Origin of the sequence: Pseudomonas fildesensis (assembly GCF_001050345.1) — a bacterium.
In the GTDB taxonomy this organism is placed as follows: domain Bacteria; phylum Pseudomonadota; class Gammaproteobacteria; order Pseudomonadales; family Pseudomonadaceae; genus Aquipseudomonas; species Aquipseudomonas fildesensis.
On the sequence record NZ_LFMW01000001.1, the window covers coordinates 81,656 to 98,983 of the forward strand.

Consider the following 17,328-nt stretch of genomic DNA (forward strand, 5'->3'; position numbering starts at 1 on the left):
CCGTGCAGCGCAGTGTCGCGGCGGCAGGCATCGTGCTGCTGGGGGCGTTGTTGTTCTGGCTGTCGCTGTACAGCTTTTCGCCGTTTGTGATCACCCGCGCGGACGCCTGGAACGGCCTGATTCACCAGGGCCGCGAAGGCGGCAACATGGCTTACATCGTCGCCCAGTTGCGCGTGCCGCGTGCCGTGTGCGCAGCGTTGGTCGGCGCCTGCCTGGGGCTGGCCGGCGCGCTGATGCAGGGCATCACGCGCAACCGCCTGGCATCGCCGTCATTGTTCGGCGTGACGGCGGGGGCGGCATTGGGCCTGGCGTTGTTTTCGACCGGTTTGGTCGCGCCGCCCTTTGCCGGTGGCGCGTTATTGATGACCTGCCTGGGCGGCGCCGTCGCCTGGGTCACCGTGTTCAGCCTCGGCGGTGCCTGGTCGCCGACCACCGCCCAGGGCCGATTGGTGTTGGCCGGTGTGGCGGTGGCGGCGTTGTGCGCGGCGCTGACCCGGCTCACGGTGATCCTGGTCGAGGCCCAGGCACAAAGCGTGCTGAACTGGCTGGCCGGTTCGCTGGCCAATGTCGGCGCCGCCCAGGTGCAACTGCTCTGGCCGTGCACCTTGATCGGTGGCCTGTGGGCGCTGTGGTGCGCGCCACGCCTGAACCTGATCAACCTCGGTGAAGATGCCGCGCGCTCACTGGGCGTGGGGATCGCCAGCCTGCGGTTGCAGGTGTTCGTCGCCAGCCTGCTGTTGGTGGGTGCGAGTGTCTGCGCGGTCGGCCCCATCGGTTTTGTCGGTTTGATCGCGCCGAATATCGTGCGGCAGTTCCTCGGCAACGACTACCGCTGGCTGATCCCGTTGAGTGCGGCATTGGGCGCGGTGATCGTGCTCGGTGCCGACTTGCTCAGTCGCGCCGTGGCCTTTCCGGTGGAAACCCCGGCCGGTGTCGTCACCGCGCTGATCGGCGCGCCATTCTTTCTTTTCCTCGCCAGGCGCACCTTATGACTCAGCCGCGATTGCGCCTGTGGCTGCTGCTCGGCTTGCTGCTGGTGGCCACGTTTATCAGCCTCAGCGCCGGTACCCTGTGGCTCAAGCCCGCCACCGTGCTGGACCGCCTGCTGGCCCATGACGCCCTCGATTTTGAAGTCTGGAACCACCGACTGCCGCGCAGCCTGATCGCCATACTCGCCGGCTGTGCGTTTGGCCTGGCTGGTGCGATTGTCCAGGGCGTGATCCGTAACCCGCTGGCCTCGCCGGAAATCCTCGGCGTCACCCAGGGCGCTGGCCTGGCGCTGACCGTCGCGATCATCAGTTGGCCGCATTTGCCCATTGCCTGGCTGCCGCTGGTGGCCTGCCTGGGCGGCGCGGGCGGCGCGTTGCTGCTGGCGTTGTACAACACCGGCGTGAGTTTTTCCGGGGTGCGTTTTGCGCTGTCCGGGGTGGCGATTGCGGTGACGTTATCGAGCGTCACCGAGTTTCTGATCCTGTCGCACCCGCTGGACATCAACACCGCATTGCTCGCCCTGACCGGCAGCCTGTGGAGCCGCAACTGGCACCACGTCGCGCTGGTGTTGCCGTTCCTGGTGCTGATCCCGCTAGGGCTGTGCCTGGCCAAACCGCTGAACCTGATTGCATTGGGCGATGAGGCGGCGCACAGCCTGGGCACCGCGTTAAGCAAGACGCGCTGGCTGGCGATGGCCTGCGCGGTGGTGCTCACCAGCCTGGGTGTCGGCGTGATCGGGCCGATTGGCTTTATCGGCCTGGTCGCGCCGCACATGGCGCGGCGGCTGGTGGGCGGGCATCACCAGCATCTGCTGCCGGCCTCGATGCTGATCGGCGCGTTGTTGCTGGTACTGGCCGACACCCTCGGGCGCACCTTGATCGCGCCCAGCGAGATCCCCGCGGGGGTGCTCACGGCGGTGATTGGTGCGCCGTATTTTCTTTGGTTACTGGCACGGTTCAAGGGTTGATGACATGAGCATTCTTCAGGCACACCAACTCGACATCGGCTACGGCGCTACGCCCATCGTGCAAGGCCTGTCCTGCGCACCGCCCGCGGGGAAAGTCACCGCGCTGATCGGCCCCAACGGCTGCGGCAAGTCGACCTTGCTCAAGGCCTTTGCGCGGATTCTCAAACCGACCCAGGGCGAATTGACCCTCGACGGCCAGGCTTACGCCAGCTTGTCCGCGCGTCAGTTGGCCCAGCAGGTCGCGTTTCTACCGCAAGTGCTGCCGGTGCCGGAAGGCGTCAGCGTGCGCCAGTTGGTCGCCTACGGCCGCAGCCCGCACAACTCGTTGTGGGGTCGCCTCAGCGGCAGCGATCAAACCCACGTCGCACAAGCCATGCAACGCCTGGAGCTCGACACCCTGGCCGACCGCGCCCTGGCGGATTTGTCCGGCGGCCAGCGCCAGCGTGCCTGGCTGGCGATGGTGCTGGCGCAGAACGCGCCGGTGGTGCTGCTTGACGAACCCACCACTTACCTCGACATCAGCCACCAGGTCGAACTCATGGACTTGATGCGTGAACTCGCCGCCGAAGGCAAGACCGTGATCACCGTGCTGCACGACATCAACCAGGCCTGCCGCTACGCCGACCATCTGGCGGTGATGCACGGCGGCAAATTGGTGGCTGATGGCGCGCCGGCAGCGGTGATGAGCGCCGAGCTGATGCGCCAGGTATTCGATGTGCAGGTGCAGATCATCAGCGAACCGGTGGCCGGCACGCCGATGTGCCTCGTAGAAAAAAGCACCCGCAGTTACTGATGTCGGTCAGCGCGCCGGGCTTAAGATCCCGCAGGACTGCGCCGTGCTCGGTTTTGGCGATTACCCGTTTGCCGAGATGCTGTTGCCGAGCCTCAGTACCCTCAAGCCGCCCGCGTTGGAGATGGGTGTGCTGGCGGCTACGCGGGTACTGGAAAACCTTGGGGTACTGCCGGTGGATGATGAAGTACAGCGCCTGAACCTGCTGGACTGCCGCTTGATGGAACGGGAAAGCGCCTGAGCTTTATTTGCGGCTCACGGGCAATTTGGATACGGTGCACGCCTGCCCACAAGGATGTTCCCATGACCGGACCCGCCCCCAAGACCCGCCGCGCGCCCAAAGGTGAAAAACGCCGCGAAGAGCTGCTGGACGCGGCCTTGCAGGTGTTCTCCCTCGAAGGCTACAGCGGCGCCTCTGTGGCGCAGGTGGCGGCGATTGTCGGCATCTCGGTGGCCGGCCTGCTGCACCACTTCCCCAGCAAAATTTCCTTGTTGATGGGCGTACTGCAACGTCGCGACGAGGTTAATCAACGGATTGCCGATGAAGTACGCGCCGAGAAGTCGCTGTCCGGGTTGCTCGGCAGCCTGCGGGCGATCAACCGCTCGAACGCCACCGCGCCTGGCGTGGTACGGGCGTTCACCATTTTGAATGCCGAAAGCTTGCTAGACACCCAGCCGGCATGGGCCTGGTTCCAGGATCGCTATGCGGGCATTCATCGGCGTTTACAGGGGCAGTTCGCTGATCTGGTAGCGGCAGGGGAGGTGCGCAGCGACGTGGACATCGCCGGGCTGGTGGAAGAAATCCTGGCCATGATGGATGGCCTGCAGATCCAGTGGCTGCGCTTTCCCGAGCAGGTGGACCTGGTGGCGCGGTTCGACAGCTACATCGCGCGGGTCGATGCAGCCATCAGAACTTGAGTTGAATGATCGTTCCCACGCTCCCGCGAGGGAACGATCGTTAGCGCTTAGTTACCGGCAGCACTGCTCTGGCTGCTGTCATCGCTCATGTCATAGCCATCACCGTCGCTGGTGCCGCTATCACCTTCATTTTGATGCAGCACGCCGCCGGTCTTGACCGTCGACTCACGCAGCGTCGAATTGAGCGCCGAGCGCGGCAGCGGGTTGCTGGTGGTGGTCGACAGTTCCTGGCGGAACGGGTTGACCAGCTTGGCGTTCAGTCGAATGTCCTGGGACGACGCGCCCACCGACAGGTTGAAGCTGTCCGCATCCACCACCCATTGTTTGCTCGCCACGTCGTAGTAGGCCAGCGAGCGATCGTTAAGCTCGATGGTCACGCGCTTGCTCTCGCCAGGCTTCAAGAACACCTTCTTGTAGCCCTTGAGTTCCTTGATCGCACGTTCCACTTTCGGGTTGTTCTGGCCTACGTACAACTCGGCCACTTCGGCGCCCGCCACCTTGCCGGTGTTGGCCAGGTCGAACGACACCTTGATCGGCGCACCGGCCACCGCCACCCCAGGTGTCACGCTGATGTTGCTGTAGCCGAAGGTGGTGTACGACAAGCCGTAGCCGAACGGGTAGAGCGGCTTGATACCCTTTTTCTCGTAACCGCGATAGCCCAGGAACAGGTCGTCCTTGTAGCTCATTTCGGCCAGGGTTTCCTGGTTGTCGAACTTGGGGAAAGTCGCGTAGATCGGGTTGTCTTCGATGTTGCGCTCGATGCTGATCGGCAGCTTGGCCGACGGGTTGACCTTGCCCAGCAGAATCTCCGCCAACGCCTGGCCGCCGTTTTGCCCAGGGTAGAACGCATGCAGTGCGGCCGGTACCTGGTCGATCCAGTCGCTCATCTTCAGGCCGGTGCCGCCGTGCAGGGTGACCACGGTGTTCGGGTTGACCTTGGCGATGCTCTGGATCAGCAGGTTCTGGTACTCCGGCAGGTCGAAGCTGTGGTCGAAGCCTTCGCCTTCGTATTCGTTGCTGTTACCGGCTGCAACCAATACCGCGTCGTACTTGGCCAGGTCCTGCGGTGCCACCAGCGAGGCCCAGCTCATCTGCACGCCCACCATGCCGCCCATGGTCGAGAGGTAGCCATTGCGGCGCGAGTATTCCAGCTTGATATCGACGGCTTTGCCGGCTTCCAGGTTGACCTTGGCAAACACCGGAATGGTCGGCGGAATGCTGTTGTTCGGCAGCGGTTTGCCGTCGCCGTTGTCGAGGACTTTCTTGCCGTTGACGTAGAGGCGCACCGCGCCGTCGGCACGGACCTTGAACACCTGTTCGCCGCTGACCGTCGGGGTGATCTGGCCGCTGTAGCGAATCGAGGTGGCGGCGGTATCGCCGTTCACCGGCAGGCTGTCGGTGGACCAGTCCAGGTCGACATGCTTATCGGTGCGGCTGGCGGCCGGGTCACCCGACCAGTTGGTGTTGCTGAAAAACTCGGTCTTCAAGCCTTTGACGCTGTTGCCATCGCTGTCGGCATGGGTCCAGCTGGAGGTGGCGGGGTCCAGGGACAGCCCGTCGATGAACTCGACCTTGGCGCCCGGCGCCAGTTGCTGCAAGCCGCTCAGCTCACTGATGTAGTTGGCGGCCATGACGTTGGCGCTACCAAAACCGGTGGGCGGCGCGTACTTGGCCAGGGTGCCGACCACAGCGATGCGCTTGACCTTGTTCGCGTCCAGCGGCAGCAGGCTGTTCTGGTTTTTCAGCAGCACGATACCTTCGCGGGCGGCGTTCAGGGCCACGCGGTTGCTGGTGGCGCTGTTCATGTTATGGCTGGTCAACGGCGCCTTGCTGTCGAACTTGTACAGGTAGATTTGCTTGAGGATGCGCCGCACCTTGTCATCGATGGTTGCGCTGCTCAGCTCGCCACTGTCCAGGTACGGCTTGAGCACCGTGCTGTTCATCTGGTAGCCCATCATGTCCAGGTCGGTGCCGGCCTGTGCCGCCGGCAAACCGTTGACCACTGCGTTGTAGTCGCTCTGCACGAAGCCCGGGTAGCCCCATTCGGTCTTGAGGATGTCGCGCATCAGGTGTTTGTTCTGGCAAGCGAACTCGCCGTTCACCTTCTGGAAGGCGCACATCATCATCGCGACCTTGCTGTTCTTCGAGGCGGACTCGAAAGGCGGCAGGGTCATCTCGCGCAGCACGCGTTCGCTGATGATTTCATCGAGGTGGAAGCGGTTGCTTTCCTGGTCGTTGGCGGCGAAGTGCTTGGCGTTGGCCCACACGCCGCGAGACTGAATCCCGTTGATTAACGCCGGTCCCAGGCTGGCGCCGAGGAACGGGTCTTCACCGGACAAGTACTCGAACGCACGGCCGCTGTACGGCATGCGGTAGAGGTTCACCCCTGGGCCGGTGACGAACTGATAACCGCCACTGGCGGTGTCATAGCCCAGGGCACGGCCCAGGTCGATGGCGCGACGCGGGTTCCAACTGGCGGCCAGGTTCGGCCCCGACGGGTACACCACGCCCTGCGCGTTGCCTTCGCTGGTGTAGCGCACGCCCACGCCGCCATCGGCGCCGTGAATCTGCGGGATGCCGTACTGGGTCAGTGGCTTGACGTCCCAGCCACCGGTGCCGCCGATGTAGGCGAGTTTTTCTTCCATCGTCATCTTCGCCAGGGTTTTGTCCGCGGCCTTTTCCGCGCGGCTCACCCGGCCTTCATCCAGGGCCGGGCTGGTCGCCGCATGCACCTGGGACACGGCCAGTGCCAGCAGGGCGAATGCCGACTGTGCACCGATCATTTTGCGTTTATTCATGGGTCTCTCCGACAACAGTTCAGTAAACATGGCGCGCCGAGAAGTGCGTGTTGCACTGCACGCTCGTCACTTTTTTTGGGCAATAGTTGCCCGTGATCGCAATTTTTAACCGATGGCTAATTGCAATTACTTGGCGAATTTCGCAGTTTTATAAGTGTAATAATTGTATTAATTATTATTGTGGGTAGTGTCTAGGCGATATCACGAGATGGCATTTTGAACCGCGAAAACGTCATAATTAAGGCAATTCTTGCGGTTATAAGTCAAACAAAAGCTAATTTTTGCGTTAAATAAGAAATAATTCCTTACGATTTTGAACTTATACTAAACCTACCAGTCGATTGGTTTAAGAAAAATCATCATGGTATGGCGAACTAGTGGCATTGCTCGGTAGTTCTAAAGTGCCATGTTTACACAAGCTGTCATACACAACGCTTTGGTGTAGGGTCTTGATCGAGTTCAAGGCGCCACTTGGGCTATCTGCTGTTTTTGATCTGGAGAAAGTTGATGAAGATTTCCCTGTTGGGTGCCGGTGTTGTACTGGGCGTTGCGCTAAGTGGTGTGGCGATGGCGGCTGAATCCACGGACGCTGATGCGAAATCCGGGGCCGCCGATTCCACGGTGTTGACCCAGGCCCACGATGCCAAGGCGGTTAAAAAGCAGAAGGCCGAAACCACCAAGGGTGGCCGGCCGCTGAACCCATCGGCTACACCCAAAACCTCCAACTAGGCGCGCGGTTTTTGTGGCGAGGGAGCTTGCTCCCGTTCGACTGCGCAGCAGTCGCCTGCTTTTGGGGGCGCTTCGCACCCCAGCGGGAGCAAGCTCCCTCGCCACAACAAGCTCGCTTCTACACATAGCCCCTCAGATAGTCACCCATGCCCAGCCCCTCAACGCCCATCGATGCCTGCCAACTGCACATCCCGCACACCGAACAGGTCTGCGCGTGGCTAATGCAGCACGCTGGGTTGAAAACCGTTGACCTGGAGCGTGCCCGACGCCTGTCCCAAGAGTCCGATGAGCCCCAATTGCTCGGTTTGCTCACCCGTCTGGGGCTGGTCTCCGAAGTGGAACTCGCCCGCGCCTGGGCTGACTTGCTCGGCGCACCGCTGTTGCTGGCCGATGCCGCGCCCCCCTTACTCGACCCCTTGCCGGTGCTGACCGAACGTTTCATGCGCCACTACCAGGTGGTGCCCGTGGGCTGGAGCCAGGGTGGCCTGCGGGTGCTGGCGGCCAACCCGTCGCTGGTGTATCCGTTCCAGGCCATGGCCTATGCCTGCGGCGTACCCGTGTGGCTGGCGGTGGGCCCACGCAACGAAGTCGAAACCCTGATCGAGCGCTACTACGGCCAAGGCCGTTCAGCCATGGGCACCCTGATCGAAAACCTCGATGAACAGAGCGGTGCGCTGGAAGACATTGAACACCTCAAGGACATGGCCTCCGAAGCGCCGGTGATTCGCCTGGTCAACCTGATCCTGCAGCGCGCGGTGGAACATCGCGCCTCGGACATTCATATCGAACCCTTCGAAAACCAGCTCAAGGTGCGCTACCGCATCGACGGTGTGCTGCACGAAGCTGAAGCTCCGCCGTCCAGCTCTTCGGCGGCGGTGATCTCGCGGGTGAAGATCATGGCGCGCCTCGACATCGCCGAGCGGCGCCTGCCTCAGGACGGGCGCATCATGCTGCGTATCCAGGGCAAGGAGCTCGACTTACGGGTGTCCACGGTGCCCACCAGTTTTGGCGAGTCGGTGGTGATGCGCCTGCTCGACCGCCAGACCGTGAAATTCGATTTCCAGAGCCTGGGGTTTGATGGCCAGCGCCTGCAAACCTTCCTGGAAGTGCTCGAACGGCCCCACGGTATTCTGCTGGTCACCGGGCCCACCGGCTCGGGCAAGACCACCACCCTGTACACCGCGCTGTCGCGGCTCAATACCGCCGAGCGCAAGATCATTACCGTCGAAGACCCGGTGGAATACCAGCTTGAGGGCATCAACCAGATCCAGGTCAAGCCGGCCATCGGCCTGGACTTCGCCGGCGCGCTGCGCTCTATCGTGCGCCAGGACCCGGACGTGATCATGATCGGTGAAATCCGCGACCTGGAAACCTGCCGTATCGCCATCCAATCGTCGCTGACCGGCCACCTGGTGCTCTCGACCCTGCACACCAACAGTGCGGCAGCGAGTATCACGCGGCTGCTGGATATGGGCGTCGAAAGCTACCTGATTGCCTCGACCGTCAACGGTATCCTCGCCCAGCGTCTGGTGCGGCGCCTTGACCCGGCTACCCGCGAAGCCTTCGAAGCGCCAGCGCAATTGATCGCCGAACATGGCCTGGATCGTTTTACCGATCAGCGCCCGATCATGCTCTATCGCCCCCGCGCCGATGCGCCAGGCGGTGGCTATCACGGCCGCAGCGCAATCACCGAACTGCTGGTGATGAACGACGAACTGCGCAGCCTGCTGATGCGCCAGGCCGACGCCGCCACTCTGGAACAGGCCGCCCGCCGTGGCGGCCTGCGCACCTTGCATGAAGAGGGCCTGCGCCAGGCCGTGGCCGGTGTCACCTCGCTCGAAGAAGTGTTGCGGGTTACCCGTGGAGAGGGCGCGTGAGCCTGTTCAAGTACCGCGCTCTCGACAGCCAGGGCCAGCCGCAAAACGGCACCCTGGAAGCCAAGGACCAGAACGCCGCCGTCGCCGCGCTGCACAAGCGCGGCTTGCTGGTGTTGCAGATCGATGTGGCGGGTGCCCAGGGGCTGCGCAAGGCCTTCGGCCGTGGCCAGTTGAATGGCGCGGCACTGGTCAGCTTCACCCAGCAATTGGCCACGCTACTGGGCGCCGGCCAGCCGCTGGAGCGCTCGCTGGGCATCCTGCTCAAGCAGCCTGGCCAACCGCAGACCCGCGCGTTGATCGAACGCATCCGCGAACAGGTCAAGGCCGGCCAGCCGTTATCCAAGGCGCTGGAGGAGGAGGGTAGCCAGTTCTCCCCGCTGTACTTGAGCATGGTCCGCGCCGGCGAGGCGGGCGGCGCCCTGGAAGACACTCTGCGCCAGCTCAGCGATTACCTGGAGCGCAGCCAGTTACTTAAGGGCGAAGTGATCAACGCGCTGATCTACCCGGCCTTTCTGGTGGTAGGCGTGCTCGGTTCGCTGGCCCTGTTGCTGGCGTACGTGGTGCCGCAGTTCGTGCCGATCTTCAAGGACCTGGGCGTGCCGATTCCGCTGATTACCGAGGTGATTCTGGGCCTCGGCCAATTCCTCGGTGCCTTCGGCCTGGCGGTGTTGGCCGGTTTGATCGTCGGTGCATGGGCCCTGGCCGCGCGGCTGCGCGACCCCCAGCGCCGCGAACGCTATGACCGCCGCGTGCTGGGTATACGCGTGATCGGCCCGCTGCTGCAACGGGTCGAGGCCGCACGCCTGGCCCGCACCCTCGGCACGCTGCTCAGCAACGGCGTGGCGCTGCTGCAAGCGCTGGTCATCGCCCGGCAGGTCTGCACCAACCGCGCCCTGCAAGCGCAAGTGGCCCAAGCCGCCGAGTCGGTCAAAGGCGGCGGCACCCTGGCCAGCGCCTTCGGCAGCGAGCCGTTGCTGCCTGATCTGGCGTTGCAAATGATTGAAGTCGGCGAACAGGCCGGCGAACTCGACAGCATGCTGCTCAAGGTCGCCGACGTATTCGACGTCGAAGCCAAACGCGGCATCGACCGCCTGCTCGCTGCGCTGGTGCCGTCCCTGACCGTGGTCATGGCGGTGCTGGTGGCGGTGATCATGCTGGCGATCATGCTGCCGCTGATGAGCTTGACCAGCAATATATGAACCCTTAAGGAAACACGCTGATGCGCCATACCCGATTCAAGCCCGCCCGCCGCCAGGGCGGTTTTACCTTGCTGGAAATGCTCGCGGTGATCGTGCTGCTGGGCATCGTCGCGACCATCGTGGTGCGCCAGGTCGGCGGCAATGTCGACAAGGGCAAATACGGCGCGGGCAAGGCCCAACTGGCCAGCCTGAGCATGAAGATCGAAAGCTATGGCCTGGATGTCGGCTCGCCACCCAAGACCCTGCAACAACTGGTCGACAAGCCGGGCAACAGCGCCGGTTGGGCCGGGCCGTACGCCAAGCCGTCGGACCTCAAGGACCCGTTCGGCCATGCCTTCGGCTATCGCTTCCCCGGTGAGCACGGCGCCTTCGACCTGGTTTTCTACGGTCAGGACGGCCAGCCGGGCGGCGAAGGCTACAGCGCCGACCTGGGCAACTGGGAATAACCGACGACCATGGCCAACGCCCAACGCGGCTTTACCTTGCTGGAAATGCTGGTGGTGATCGTCTTGATCAGCATCGCGGCCGGGTTGGTAGGGTTTGGCCTGCAACAAGGCCTGCGCGCCGCCAAAGAGCGCCAGGCCGTCGGGCAGGTGGTCGAGGCATTGCGCAGCACGCGGGCGCGGGCGATTGTCAGTGGCACCACCGAAAGCACGGTCTTCGATTTGCGCAACCTCAGCGTGCAGGCGCCGGACCGTCCGAAAAAGCATTGGCCGGCCGAACTGCACGTGACCCTGCACACCGCCGAGCAAGCAGGCTCTGCGGTGGATTTCTACCCCGATGGCAGTTCCACCGGCGGCCACGTGTTGCTGGCCAACGGCAGTCGGCGTTGGCGCATCGACATCGGCTGGCTGACGGGCAGCGTACAGTCCAAGGCCTTGCCATGAAGCGCCAATCGGGTTTTACCCTGCTGGAAATGCTCGCCGCGCTGACGCTGATGGCGATCTGTAGCACGGTGCTGCTGGTCGCCTTCGGCCAGAGCGCGCGCTCGTTGTTGCAGGTGGCTCATAGCGACCGCCTGACCCATGCCGCCTTGAGTGTGATGGATCAGGAGGGCACGGGGCCATTGGCGAGTGGCACACGCCAGGGCGAGATGGACGGCATCGCCTGGCAACTGCGCATCGCCCAACAGCCCAGTCGTATCGGCCAGGCGCATCTCTTTCGCCTTGATCTCACCGTCAGCGAAGGCCCGCGCCACGCCAGTTTCAGCACCTTGAAACTGCGCGCTGCGGCCGTCGGGGCCGGCTTGTGAAGGCGCGTCAGCAGGGCTTCACCTTGCTTGAAATCATGATCGTGCTCAGCCTGCTCGGGGTGTTGCTGACCTTGGTCGGCGGGGCGCTGCTGGGCGCCAATCGCGCAGTGCTCAAGGCCCAGCGCTACACGGTCAGCCTGGATGAAATGCGCGCCGCGCAGCAGTTTTTGCGCTCCGCCATCAGCGAGGCGTTGCCGCTGGATGTGACCGAGGACGACAGCCAGACCGATGGTTTTTTCACCGGCGGGCCGCAGCGCATGCAGTTTGTCGCGACCTTGCCCGGTGTGCTCGGCGGCGGTATCCAGCGCTTCACCTTGCAGTTGACCGGCCCCGAGGCGCAGCGCGACTTGCAGGTGGCGTTCGCGCGGTTTGAGTCCGCGGCGCAGGTGAGTGTCCCGGCGTCGCGCAGTGAGCCGCAGGTGTTGTTGAAGGATGTCGAGGATCTGCAATTCAGCTATCGCGGCGTGTCGCCCAAGGGCCAGGCCACCGGTTGGATCAGCCAATGGCCGTGGACCAAACGCCTGCCTTACGCGGTGCGGATTGACGCGCGGGTGAATGGGCCGGTGCCGTGGGTCACCCAGGTGGTTGCGTTGCGCCTGAATCTGTCCGGCGGGGCGCCCGAATGATCAAGCATCAACGGGGTGTAGCCCTGCTGCTGGTGCTGTGGGTGCTGGCCTTGCTCAGCTTGTTGCTGGGCGGCCTGGCCGGCTGGGTGCAACTGGAAACGCGCCAGGCTGCCTGGCACCGCCAGCACACCCAGGCGGTGCTGGCGGCCGAGGCCGGGGTAGCGCTGGCGATGGCGGCCGTGGCGGACCCGTTGCAGCGCAAACAGTGGGTTGCCGACGGGCGTGAGATTGCGCTGGTGTTCGACGATGCGCAGTTGCACGTCAGCCTGCACAGCGAGCGCGGCAAGTTGTATTTGAACAGCGCCGAGGTGGGCGATTTTGCCCGCCTGGCCCTGGCCTGCGGTGCGACCCAGGCCCAGGCCAATCAGCTCGCCAGAGCCCTGGAAGTGCGCCGCAACCAGGGCCTGGCGCCGTTTCGGGTGGTGGAAGAAGTGCGCCAACTGCCGGGCATGACCCAGGCGCTGTACAGCGAACTGGTGCCCGAGATCAGCCTGTGGAGTGGCCTGGATCGGCCCGATCCGGCATTCGCCAGTGCCTTGATGCGCCGCGCGCTGAACCTGCCGCACCAGAGCGCGGTGGGTGCCGATCCCGGCGAAGTGTTGGTGGTCAGCAGCCGCGCACAACGCCCCGGCGGTTACCACGCCCAGTTGCAAGCCACCGTGTTATTGAGCCCCGCGCAAGGCAGCGCACAACCTTATCGAGTCCTACGTTGGCAAGAATGAACGAACACCTCTCGGCACAGCTGCAGTTGCTGGCGGAGCCGATCACTCGGCGCTGGCACGGCAGCCTGTTGCAACAGGGCTGGCGCTTGTGGCTCAAGGAGCTGCGTGGCTGCCTGCCGGCGTGGTTGTCGCTGCAGGACATCCCCGAGCATGTCTATCCGTGGCCGTTGACCGCACCCGTAGAAAAAACGCCCGGCGAGGCGCGCCAGGTGCTGTTACTGGCCCCCGCCACGGTGCTGGTGCAAAGCCTGCAATTGCCCCCGGCCGCCGCACGTAATCTGTCCACGGTCGTTGGCTACGAACTGGACCGCTTTACCCCGTTCGACGCCGCCCAGCTGTACTTTGTCGCGCGCCAGGAACGCCGCACCCCCACGCACTTGCAGGTGACGCTGGTGGCGATCCTGCGTGAGCGCCTGGACCAGATGCTCATTGAATGCGCGGCCCTCGGCTTGCAACCCCATGCAGTGGATGTAGCGGATAGCGCAGGCAAACCCATGGGCATCGACTTGCTGCCGGCGCCGTTGCGCCCCCGCCAGCGCCCCCAGGGCAAGGGCCTGCAACGCAGCCTGCCGTGGCTGTGCGGCGCCTTGCTGATTGCCGCGATGCTGCTGTGGCTCAACGACCGCCAGCGCGTGCTCGATGCCATGCAGCACAGCGTGCGCGAGCAGAAAGCCCAGGTCGCCGAGATTCAGGCCCTGCGCCAGCAACTGCTCAATACCCGTGGCGCCGCCCAGTACCTGATTCGCCGCAAGGCCGCCCAACCGCCGTTGGCGGCGCTGCTCAACGAGCTTGCGGCCTGCCTGCCGGCCGACACCTGGCTCGACCAGTTGGAAGTCAATGACGGCGCCGACGTGTCGTTCTCCGGGCAGAGCGCCAAGGCCAGCGCCTTGATTACCCGGATCAAGGGCTGCCACAGCCTGGAAAACGCCCAGTTCGAAGGGGTGATTCAACCCGATGCGCAAACCGGCAAGGATCAATTTTCCTTGCGCGCCCACCTGCACCAGGAGGCCGCCGATGCGCCGACCACTGACACCCCGTGAACGCCGTGGCGCTGCCTTGATCGGCTTGGCCCTGGTGCTCGGCGCCGGTTACTGGCTGTTCATCGACAGCTGGTTCGCCGGCCCCTTGCGCACCATGGGCGAGCAGGCCGAGCAGTTACGTGAACAGCAACAACGCTACGCCGGCGTGCTGCGCCAGGGCGACAGCCTGCGCCAACAGCTGGAGCAAGCCCGCCAGGACCCGGCCAGCAGCACCAGCCTGTTGCCCGGCGATGACCCCAGCGCAGTCGCTGCCGACCTGATGCAACGCATCGCCGACCTGATCAACAGCCGCGCCGGCCTCGGTGGCGGTTGCAGCCTGACCCAGCGCATGCCCATCACCCCGGAGCAGGACGACGCCGAGCCGTATCGCCAGGTCAAAGTCAGCCTGACCCTCAACTGCGCCATCGAGCCCTTGACCGCGATCCTGCATGAACTGGAGTACCAGCGGCCGTTTCTGTTCGTTGATGAGATGAGCATTCGCCGCCCGCCGAACGCACCGGCCAGCGGCGGTGCCGGCCAACTGGTGGTGCACCTGTTGGTGCGCGGTTACCTGCAACCGGCCGCCGCCCGGCAGGTGCAGCGATGATCCATGCATTGCGTCCCCTGGAATGGCTGTTGCTCGGTGTGGCCGGGCTGTTGGGCCTGCTGATGGTCGGCATCCTCAGCAGCATCGGCGATGCGCCGCAGTGGTTGCCGGCGTCTGCCGCCGATGTGCGCGCCAATACGGCCGCCAAGGTGCTGGTGGCGCCGAGCGCGACCCTGGAAAGCCTGGCCGGCACCTGGCAAGCGCCGCTGTTCAGCCCTGATCGCAGCCCCGACCGTGCAGTGGGCCAAGCCGCCGTCTCCAGCCTGTCGAGCCTGGTGCTGACCGGTATCGTCCTCGACGGCGACCTGCGGGTGGCGCTGCTCAAGCGTGCCGACGGCCCACCGCTCAAAGTCCATCAGGGCCAGACCTTGCCCAATGGCTGGCGCCTTGCGCACCTCACGCCCCGCGACGCTCGCTTTGTATTGGACGGCCACACGCAAACCCTGAGCCTGCGCGCCCTGCGTTTGCCGCTGCCGTCCACCACACCCCCGATTACCCTTCCTCACGAGTCCACCCCTTGATCGATACCTTCCCTGGCGCCTTGCGCACCACCGTGTTTTGCCTGGCCACCGCCGTTTCCCTCGGTGGCTGCGGGACATTCCCCGAGCATCTCGACCCGGACGAGGCCCTGCTGCATGAGGCGATGCAGGGCACCGGTTCGCAACGCCCGCCCGTGGACCCGGCCAGCGAACAGACCCCGGTCGACAGCGGCCAACCCCAGGCCAAAACGCCACCGCAACGCCAATTGATTCGCGGCAACCAGCAGTTCGTGCGCCAACCGGCAGCGGTATCGGCCGCCAAGGAGGAGGGCAGCGGCGACATCGTGTTCAACTTCGCTGACCAGCCGATCGAAGCGGTGATCAACAGCGTGATGGGCGACTTGCTGCATGAGAACTACAGCATCGCCCAGGGTGTGAAGGGCAATGTCAGCTTTTCCACGTCAAAGCCGGTGAACAAGCAGCAGGCCTTGTCGATTCTCGAAACCCTACTGTCGTGGACCGACAACGCCATGATCAAGCAGGGCAACCGCTATGTGATCCTGCCGGCCAACCAGGCAGTGGCGGGCAAGCTGGTGCCCGAGATGCGGGTGTCGCAACCGTCCAGCGGCTTGTCGGCACGCCTGTTTCCGCTGCGCTATATCTCGGCCACCGAGATGCAGAAACTGCTCAAGCCGTTCGCCCGCGAGAATGCGTTCTTGCTGGTGGACCCGGCGCGCAATGTGCTGAGCCTGGCCGGCACCCCCGAGGAACTGGCCAACTACCAGGACACCATCGACACCTTCGATGTGGACTGGCTCAAGGGCATGTCGGTGGGCGTGTTCGGCCTGCAACGCGCCTCGGTGGCCGAGCTGATGCCCGAGCTGCAAAAGATGTTCGGCCCCGACAGCGGGATGCCCCTGGCGGGTATGGTGCGGTTCTTGCCCATCGAGCGGACCAATTCGGTGGTGGCGATCTCGTCGCAGCCACAGTACCTCAGCGAAGTCGGGGACTGGATCCACACCATCGACGAAGGTGGCGGCAACGAGCCGCAGATGTACGTCTACGACGTGCGCAACATGAAGGCCACCGACCTCGCCAAATACCTGCGACAGATCTACGGCACGGGCGCGATCAAGGACGATACCCCGGCCAAGGTCGCCCCCGGTTTACGCACCGCTACCCTGTCCTCGCCTGGCACCAACAGCACCTCCGGCAGCACGCCGGGCGGCCTGAGCAACAACCTGAATAACAGCCAGCCCGCCACCGAGGATGAAGACCAGGCGCCCGAAGCCGACCAGGACAACGCCGAGCAGGGCACGACCGAAGACGCCCCGGCCAAAAGCCTCGACGCCGGCACCCGCATCACCGCGCAAAAAAGCAGTAACCAACTGCTGGTACGTACCCGCCCGGTGCAATGGAAAGAGATCGAATCGGCGATCAAACGCCTCGACAACCCACCGCTGCAAGTGCAGATCGAGACGCGCATCCTGGAGGTCAAACTCACGGGTGAACTGGACCTTGGCGTGCAGTGGTATCTGGGGCGCCTGGCGGGTAATTCCACCAGCACCACGGTGGGCAACACCGCCGGCAGCCAAGGTGCGTTGGGCGGTGGCGGGGCAGGGTTGGGGGCGACGGATTCGTTGTTCTATTCGTTCGTCAGCTCCAACCTGCAAGTGGCCTTGCATGCCCTCGAGACCAACGGCCGCACCCAGGTGCTGTCGGCGCCGTCGCTGGTGGTGATGAACAACCAGCCGGCGCAGATTCAGGTAGGTGACAACATTCCTATCAGCCAAACCACGGTCAACACCGGCACCTCCGACACCACGTTGAGCAGTGTTGAATATGTGCAGACCGGGGTGATCCTCGACGTCGTGCCGCGCATCAATCCGGGTGGTTTGGTGTACATGGATATTCAGCAGCAGGTCAGCGATGCCCAGGACCAGCAGGCGTCCAGCAACGACACCCAGGCCAACCCACGTATCTCCACGCGCTCGGTATCGACCCAGGTCGCGGTGCAGAGTGGGCAAACAGTGCTACTGGGCGGGTTGATCAAGCAGGACAACGCGGAGAGTGTCAGTGCGGTGCCTTATCTTGGGAAGATTCCGGGGTTGCGTTGGTTGTTTGGCAATACCAGCAAGTCCAAGGATCGTACGGAGTTGATCGTGCTCATCACTCCAAGAGTCATCACCAGCAGCAGCCAGGCACGGCAGGTGACGGATGATTATCGGCAGCAGATGCAACTGTTGAAGCCGGCTAACTGAAGGAACGCGGGAAAAATGTGGGAGGGGGCTTGCTCCCGATGGCGGCCTGACAGCCGACCAGGATGTTGGATCAGACCGAGTACATATCCGTTGC

At 63.9% G+C, this 17,328-nt stretch carries 17 protein-coding genes and 1 pseudogene; 17 read left to right on the forward strand and 1 reads right to left on the reverse strand.

All coding sequences use genetic code 11. The features are described 5' to 3' along the window. Positions 1-2 precede the first annotated feature (2 nt). From fecC to ACR52_RS00450, 5 genes and pseudogenes are all read left to right on the forward strand, one after another. Positions 3-992, forward strand: coding sequence for an iron-dicitrate ABC transporter permease FecC (fecC, locus tag ACR52_RS00430; protein ID WP_048719255.1), 990 nt, complete (start codon positions 3-5; stop codon positions 990-992). Then, entirely contained in the window at positions 989-1,957 is a 969-nt protein-coding gene (locus ACR52_RS00435; protein WP_048719258.1) for an iron chelate uptake ABC transporter family permease subunit, read from the forward strand. The genes fecC and ACR52_RS00435 overlap by 4 nt, the downstream gene beginning before the upstream one ends. A 4-nt stretch (positions 1,958-1,961) precedes the next feature. Next, positions 1,962-2,750, forward strand: a complete 789-nt coding sequence (gene fecE / locus ACR52_RS00440; protein WP_048719261.1) for a Fe(3+) dicitrate ABC transporter ATP-binding protein FecE — start codon at positions 1,962-1,964, stop codon at positions 2,748-2,750. 4 nt (positions 2,751-2,754) lie between these two features. Next, positions 2,755-2,988 (forward strand): annotated as a pseudogene (locus ACR52_RS00445) (substrate-binding domain-containing protein); the annotation flags it as partial. Between the two features lie 62 nt (positions 2,989-3,050). Continuing rightward, positions 3,051-3,665, forward strand: coding sequence for a TetR/AcrR family transcriptional regulator (locus ACR52_RS00450; RefSeq protein WP_048719266.1), 615 nt, complete (start codon positions 3,051-3,053; stop codon positions 3,663-3,665). A gap of 47 nt (positions 3,666-3,712) precedes the next feature. Here the strand turns inward: ACR52_RS00450 and ACR52_RS00455 are convergent, their stop codons facing one another. Next, the gene (locus ACR52_RS00455) at positions 3,713-6,463 is read right to left on the reverse strand and encodes a beta-glucosidase (protein ID WP_048719268.1); all 2,751 of its coding nucleotides are present in this window, start codon (positions 6,461-6,463) and stop codon (positions 3,713-3,715) included. Positions 6,464-6,970: 507 nt separating this feature from the next. Between ACR52_RS00455 and ACR52_RS00460 the strand changes: the two genes are divergently transcribed. From ACR52_RS00460 to gspD, 12 genes are all read left to right on the forward strand, one after another. Then, positions 6,971-7,192, forward strand: coding sequence for a hypothetical protein (locus ACR52_RS00460; RefSeq protein ID WP_048719271.1), 222 nt, complete (start codon positions 6,971-6,973; stop codon positions 7,190-7,192). A gap of 146 nt (positions 7,193-7,338) precedes the next feature. Further along, complete coding sequence (gene gspE, locus ACR52_RS00465) at positions 7,339-9,069, forward strand: type II secretion system ATPase GspE (protein ID WP_048719273.1); 1,731 nt, start codon at positions 7,339-7,341, stop codon at positions 9,067-9,069. Then, complete coding sequence (gene gspF, locus ACR52_RS00470; protein ID WP_048719276.1) at positions 9,066-10,268, forward strand: type II secretion system inner membrane protein GspF; 1,203 nt, start codon at positions 9,066-9,068, stop codon at positions 10,266-10,268. Before gspE ends, gspF begins: the two co-directional genes overlap by 4 nt. 20 nt (positions 10,269-10,288) lie before the next feature. Beyond that, entirely contained in the window at positions 10,289-10,714 is a 426-nt protein-coding gene (gene gspG / locus ACR52_RS00475) for a type II secretion system major pseudopilin GspG (protein ID WP_048719279.1), read from the forward strand. Between the two features lie 9 nt (positions 10,715-10,723). Continuing rightward, the gene (locus ACR52_RS00480) at positions 10,724-11,155 is read left to right on the forward strand and encodes a type II secretion system protein (protein WP_048719281.1); all 432 of its coding nucleotides are present in this window, start codon (positions 10,724-10,726) and stop codon (positions 11,153-11,155) included. Then, positions 11,152-11,520, forward strand: coding sequence for a prepilin-type N-terminal cleavage/methylation domain-containing protein (locus ACR52_RS00485; RefSeq protein WP_048719284.1), 369 nt, complete (start codon positions 11,152-11,154; stop codon positions 11,518-11,520). Before ACR52_RS00480 ends, ACR52_RS00485 begins: the two co-directional genes overlap by 4 nt. After that, complete coding sequence (locus tag ACR52_RS00490; protein WP_048719286.1) at positions 11,517-12,146, forward strand: prepilin-type N-terminal cleavage/methylation domain-containing protein; 630 nt, start codon at positions 11,517-11,519, stop codon at positions 12,144-12,146. The genes ACR52_RS00485 and ACR52_RS00490 overlap by 4 nt, the downstream gene beginning before the upstream one ends. Beyond that, the gene (locus tag ACR52_RS00495; RefSeq protein ID WP_048719288.1) at positions 12,143-12,868 is read left to right on the forward strand and encodes a hypothetical protein; all 726 of its coding nucleotides are present in this window, start codon (positions 12,143-12,145) and stop codon (positions 12,866-12,868) included. Before ACR52_RS00490 ends, ACR52_RS00495 begins: the two co-directional genes overlap by 4 nt. Next, complete coding sequence (locus tag ACR52_RS00500) at positions 12,865-13,908, forward strand: type II secretion system protein GspL (RefSeq protein WP_048719291.1); 1,044 nt, start codon at positions 12,865-12,867, stop codon at positions 13,906-13,908. Before ACR52_RS00495 ends, ACR52_RS00500 begins: the two co-directional genes overlap by 4 nt. Next, complete coding sequence (gene gspM, locus ACR52_RS00505; RefSeq protein WP_048719293.1) at positions 13,883-14,494, forward strand: type II secretion system protein GspM; 612 nt, start codon at positions 13,883-13,885, stop codon at positions 14,492-14,494. Before ACR52_RS00500 ends, gspM begins: the two co-directional genes overlap by 26 nt. Then, positions 14,491-15,015, forward strand: a complete 525-nt coding sequence (locus tag ACR52_RS00510) for a general secretion pathway protein GspN (protein WP_048719296.1) — start codon at positions 14,491-14,493, stop codon at positions 15,013-15,015. The genes gspM and ACR52_RS00510 overlap by 4 nt, the downstream gene beginning before the upstream one ends. Further along, on the forward strand, positions 15,012-17,234 hold the full coding sequence (gspD, locus tag ACR52_RS00515) for a type II secretion system secretin GspD (RefSeq protein WP_048719297.1): 2,223 nt from the start codon (positions 15,012-15,014) through the stop codon (positions 17,232-17,234). Before ACR52_RS00510 ends, gspD begins: the two co-directional genes overlap by 4 nt. Positions 17,235-17,328 lie beyond the last annotated feature (94 nt).

Coding starts and splice junctions, on each gene's coding strand:
- ACR52_RS00435 (WP_048719258.1), top strand. CDS start 989: ATGACTCAGCCGCGATTGCGCCTGTGGCTGCTGCTCGGCTTGCTGCTG.
- fecE (WP_048719261.1), top strand. CDS start 1,962: ATGAGCATTCTTCAGGCACACCAACTCGACATCGGCTACGGCGCTACG.
- ACR52_RS00450 (WP_048719266.1), top strand. CDS start 3,051: ATGACCGGACCCGCCCCCAAGACCCGCCGCGCGCCCAAAGGTGAAAAA.
- ACR52_RS00455 (WP_048719268.1), bottom strand. CDS start 6,463: ATGAATAAACGCAAAATGATCGGTGCACAGTCGGCATTCGCCCTGCTG.
- ACR52_RS00460 (WP_048719271.1), top strand. CDS start 6,971: ATGAAGATTTCCCTGTTGGGTGCCGGTGTTGTACTGGGCGTTGCGCTA.
- gspE (WP_048719273.1), top strand. CDS start 7,339: ATGCCCAGCCCCTCAACGCCCATCGATGCCTGCCAACTGCACATCCCG.
- gspG (WP_048719279.1), top strand. CDS start 10,289: ATGCGCCATACCCGATTCAAGCCCGCCCGCCGCCAGGGCGGTTTTACC.
- ACR52_RS00480 (WP_048719281.1), top strand. CDS start 10,724: ATGGCCAACGCCCAACGCGGCTTTACCTTGCTGGAAATGCTGGTGGTG.
- ACR52_RS00485 (WP_048719284.1), top strand. CDS start 11,152: ATGAAGCGCCAATCGGGTTTTACCCTGCTGGAAATGCTCGCCGCGCTG.
- ACR52_RS00495 (WP_048719288.1), top strand. CDS start 12,143: ATGATCAAGCATCAACGGGGTGTAGCCCTGCTGCTGGTGCTGTGGGTG.
- ACR52_RS00500 (WP_048719291.1), top strand. CDS start 12,865: ATGAACGAACACCTCTCGGCACAGCTGCAGTTGCTGGCGGAGCCGATC.
- gspM (WP_048719293.1), top strand. CDS start 13,883: ATGCGCCGACCACTGACACCCCGTGAACGCCGTGGCGCTGCCTTGATC.
- ACR52_RS00510 (WP_048719296.1), top strand. CDS start 14,491: ATGATCCATGCATTGCGTCCCCTGGAATGGCTGTTGCTCGGTGTGGCC.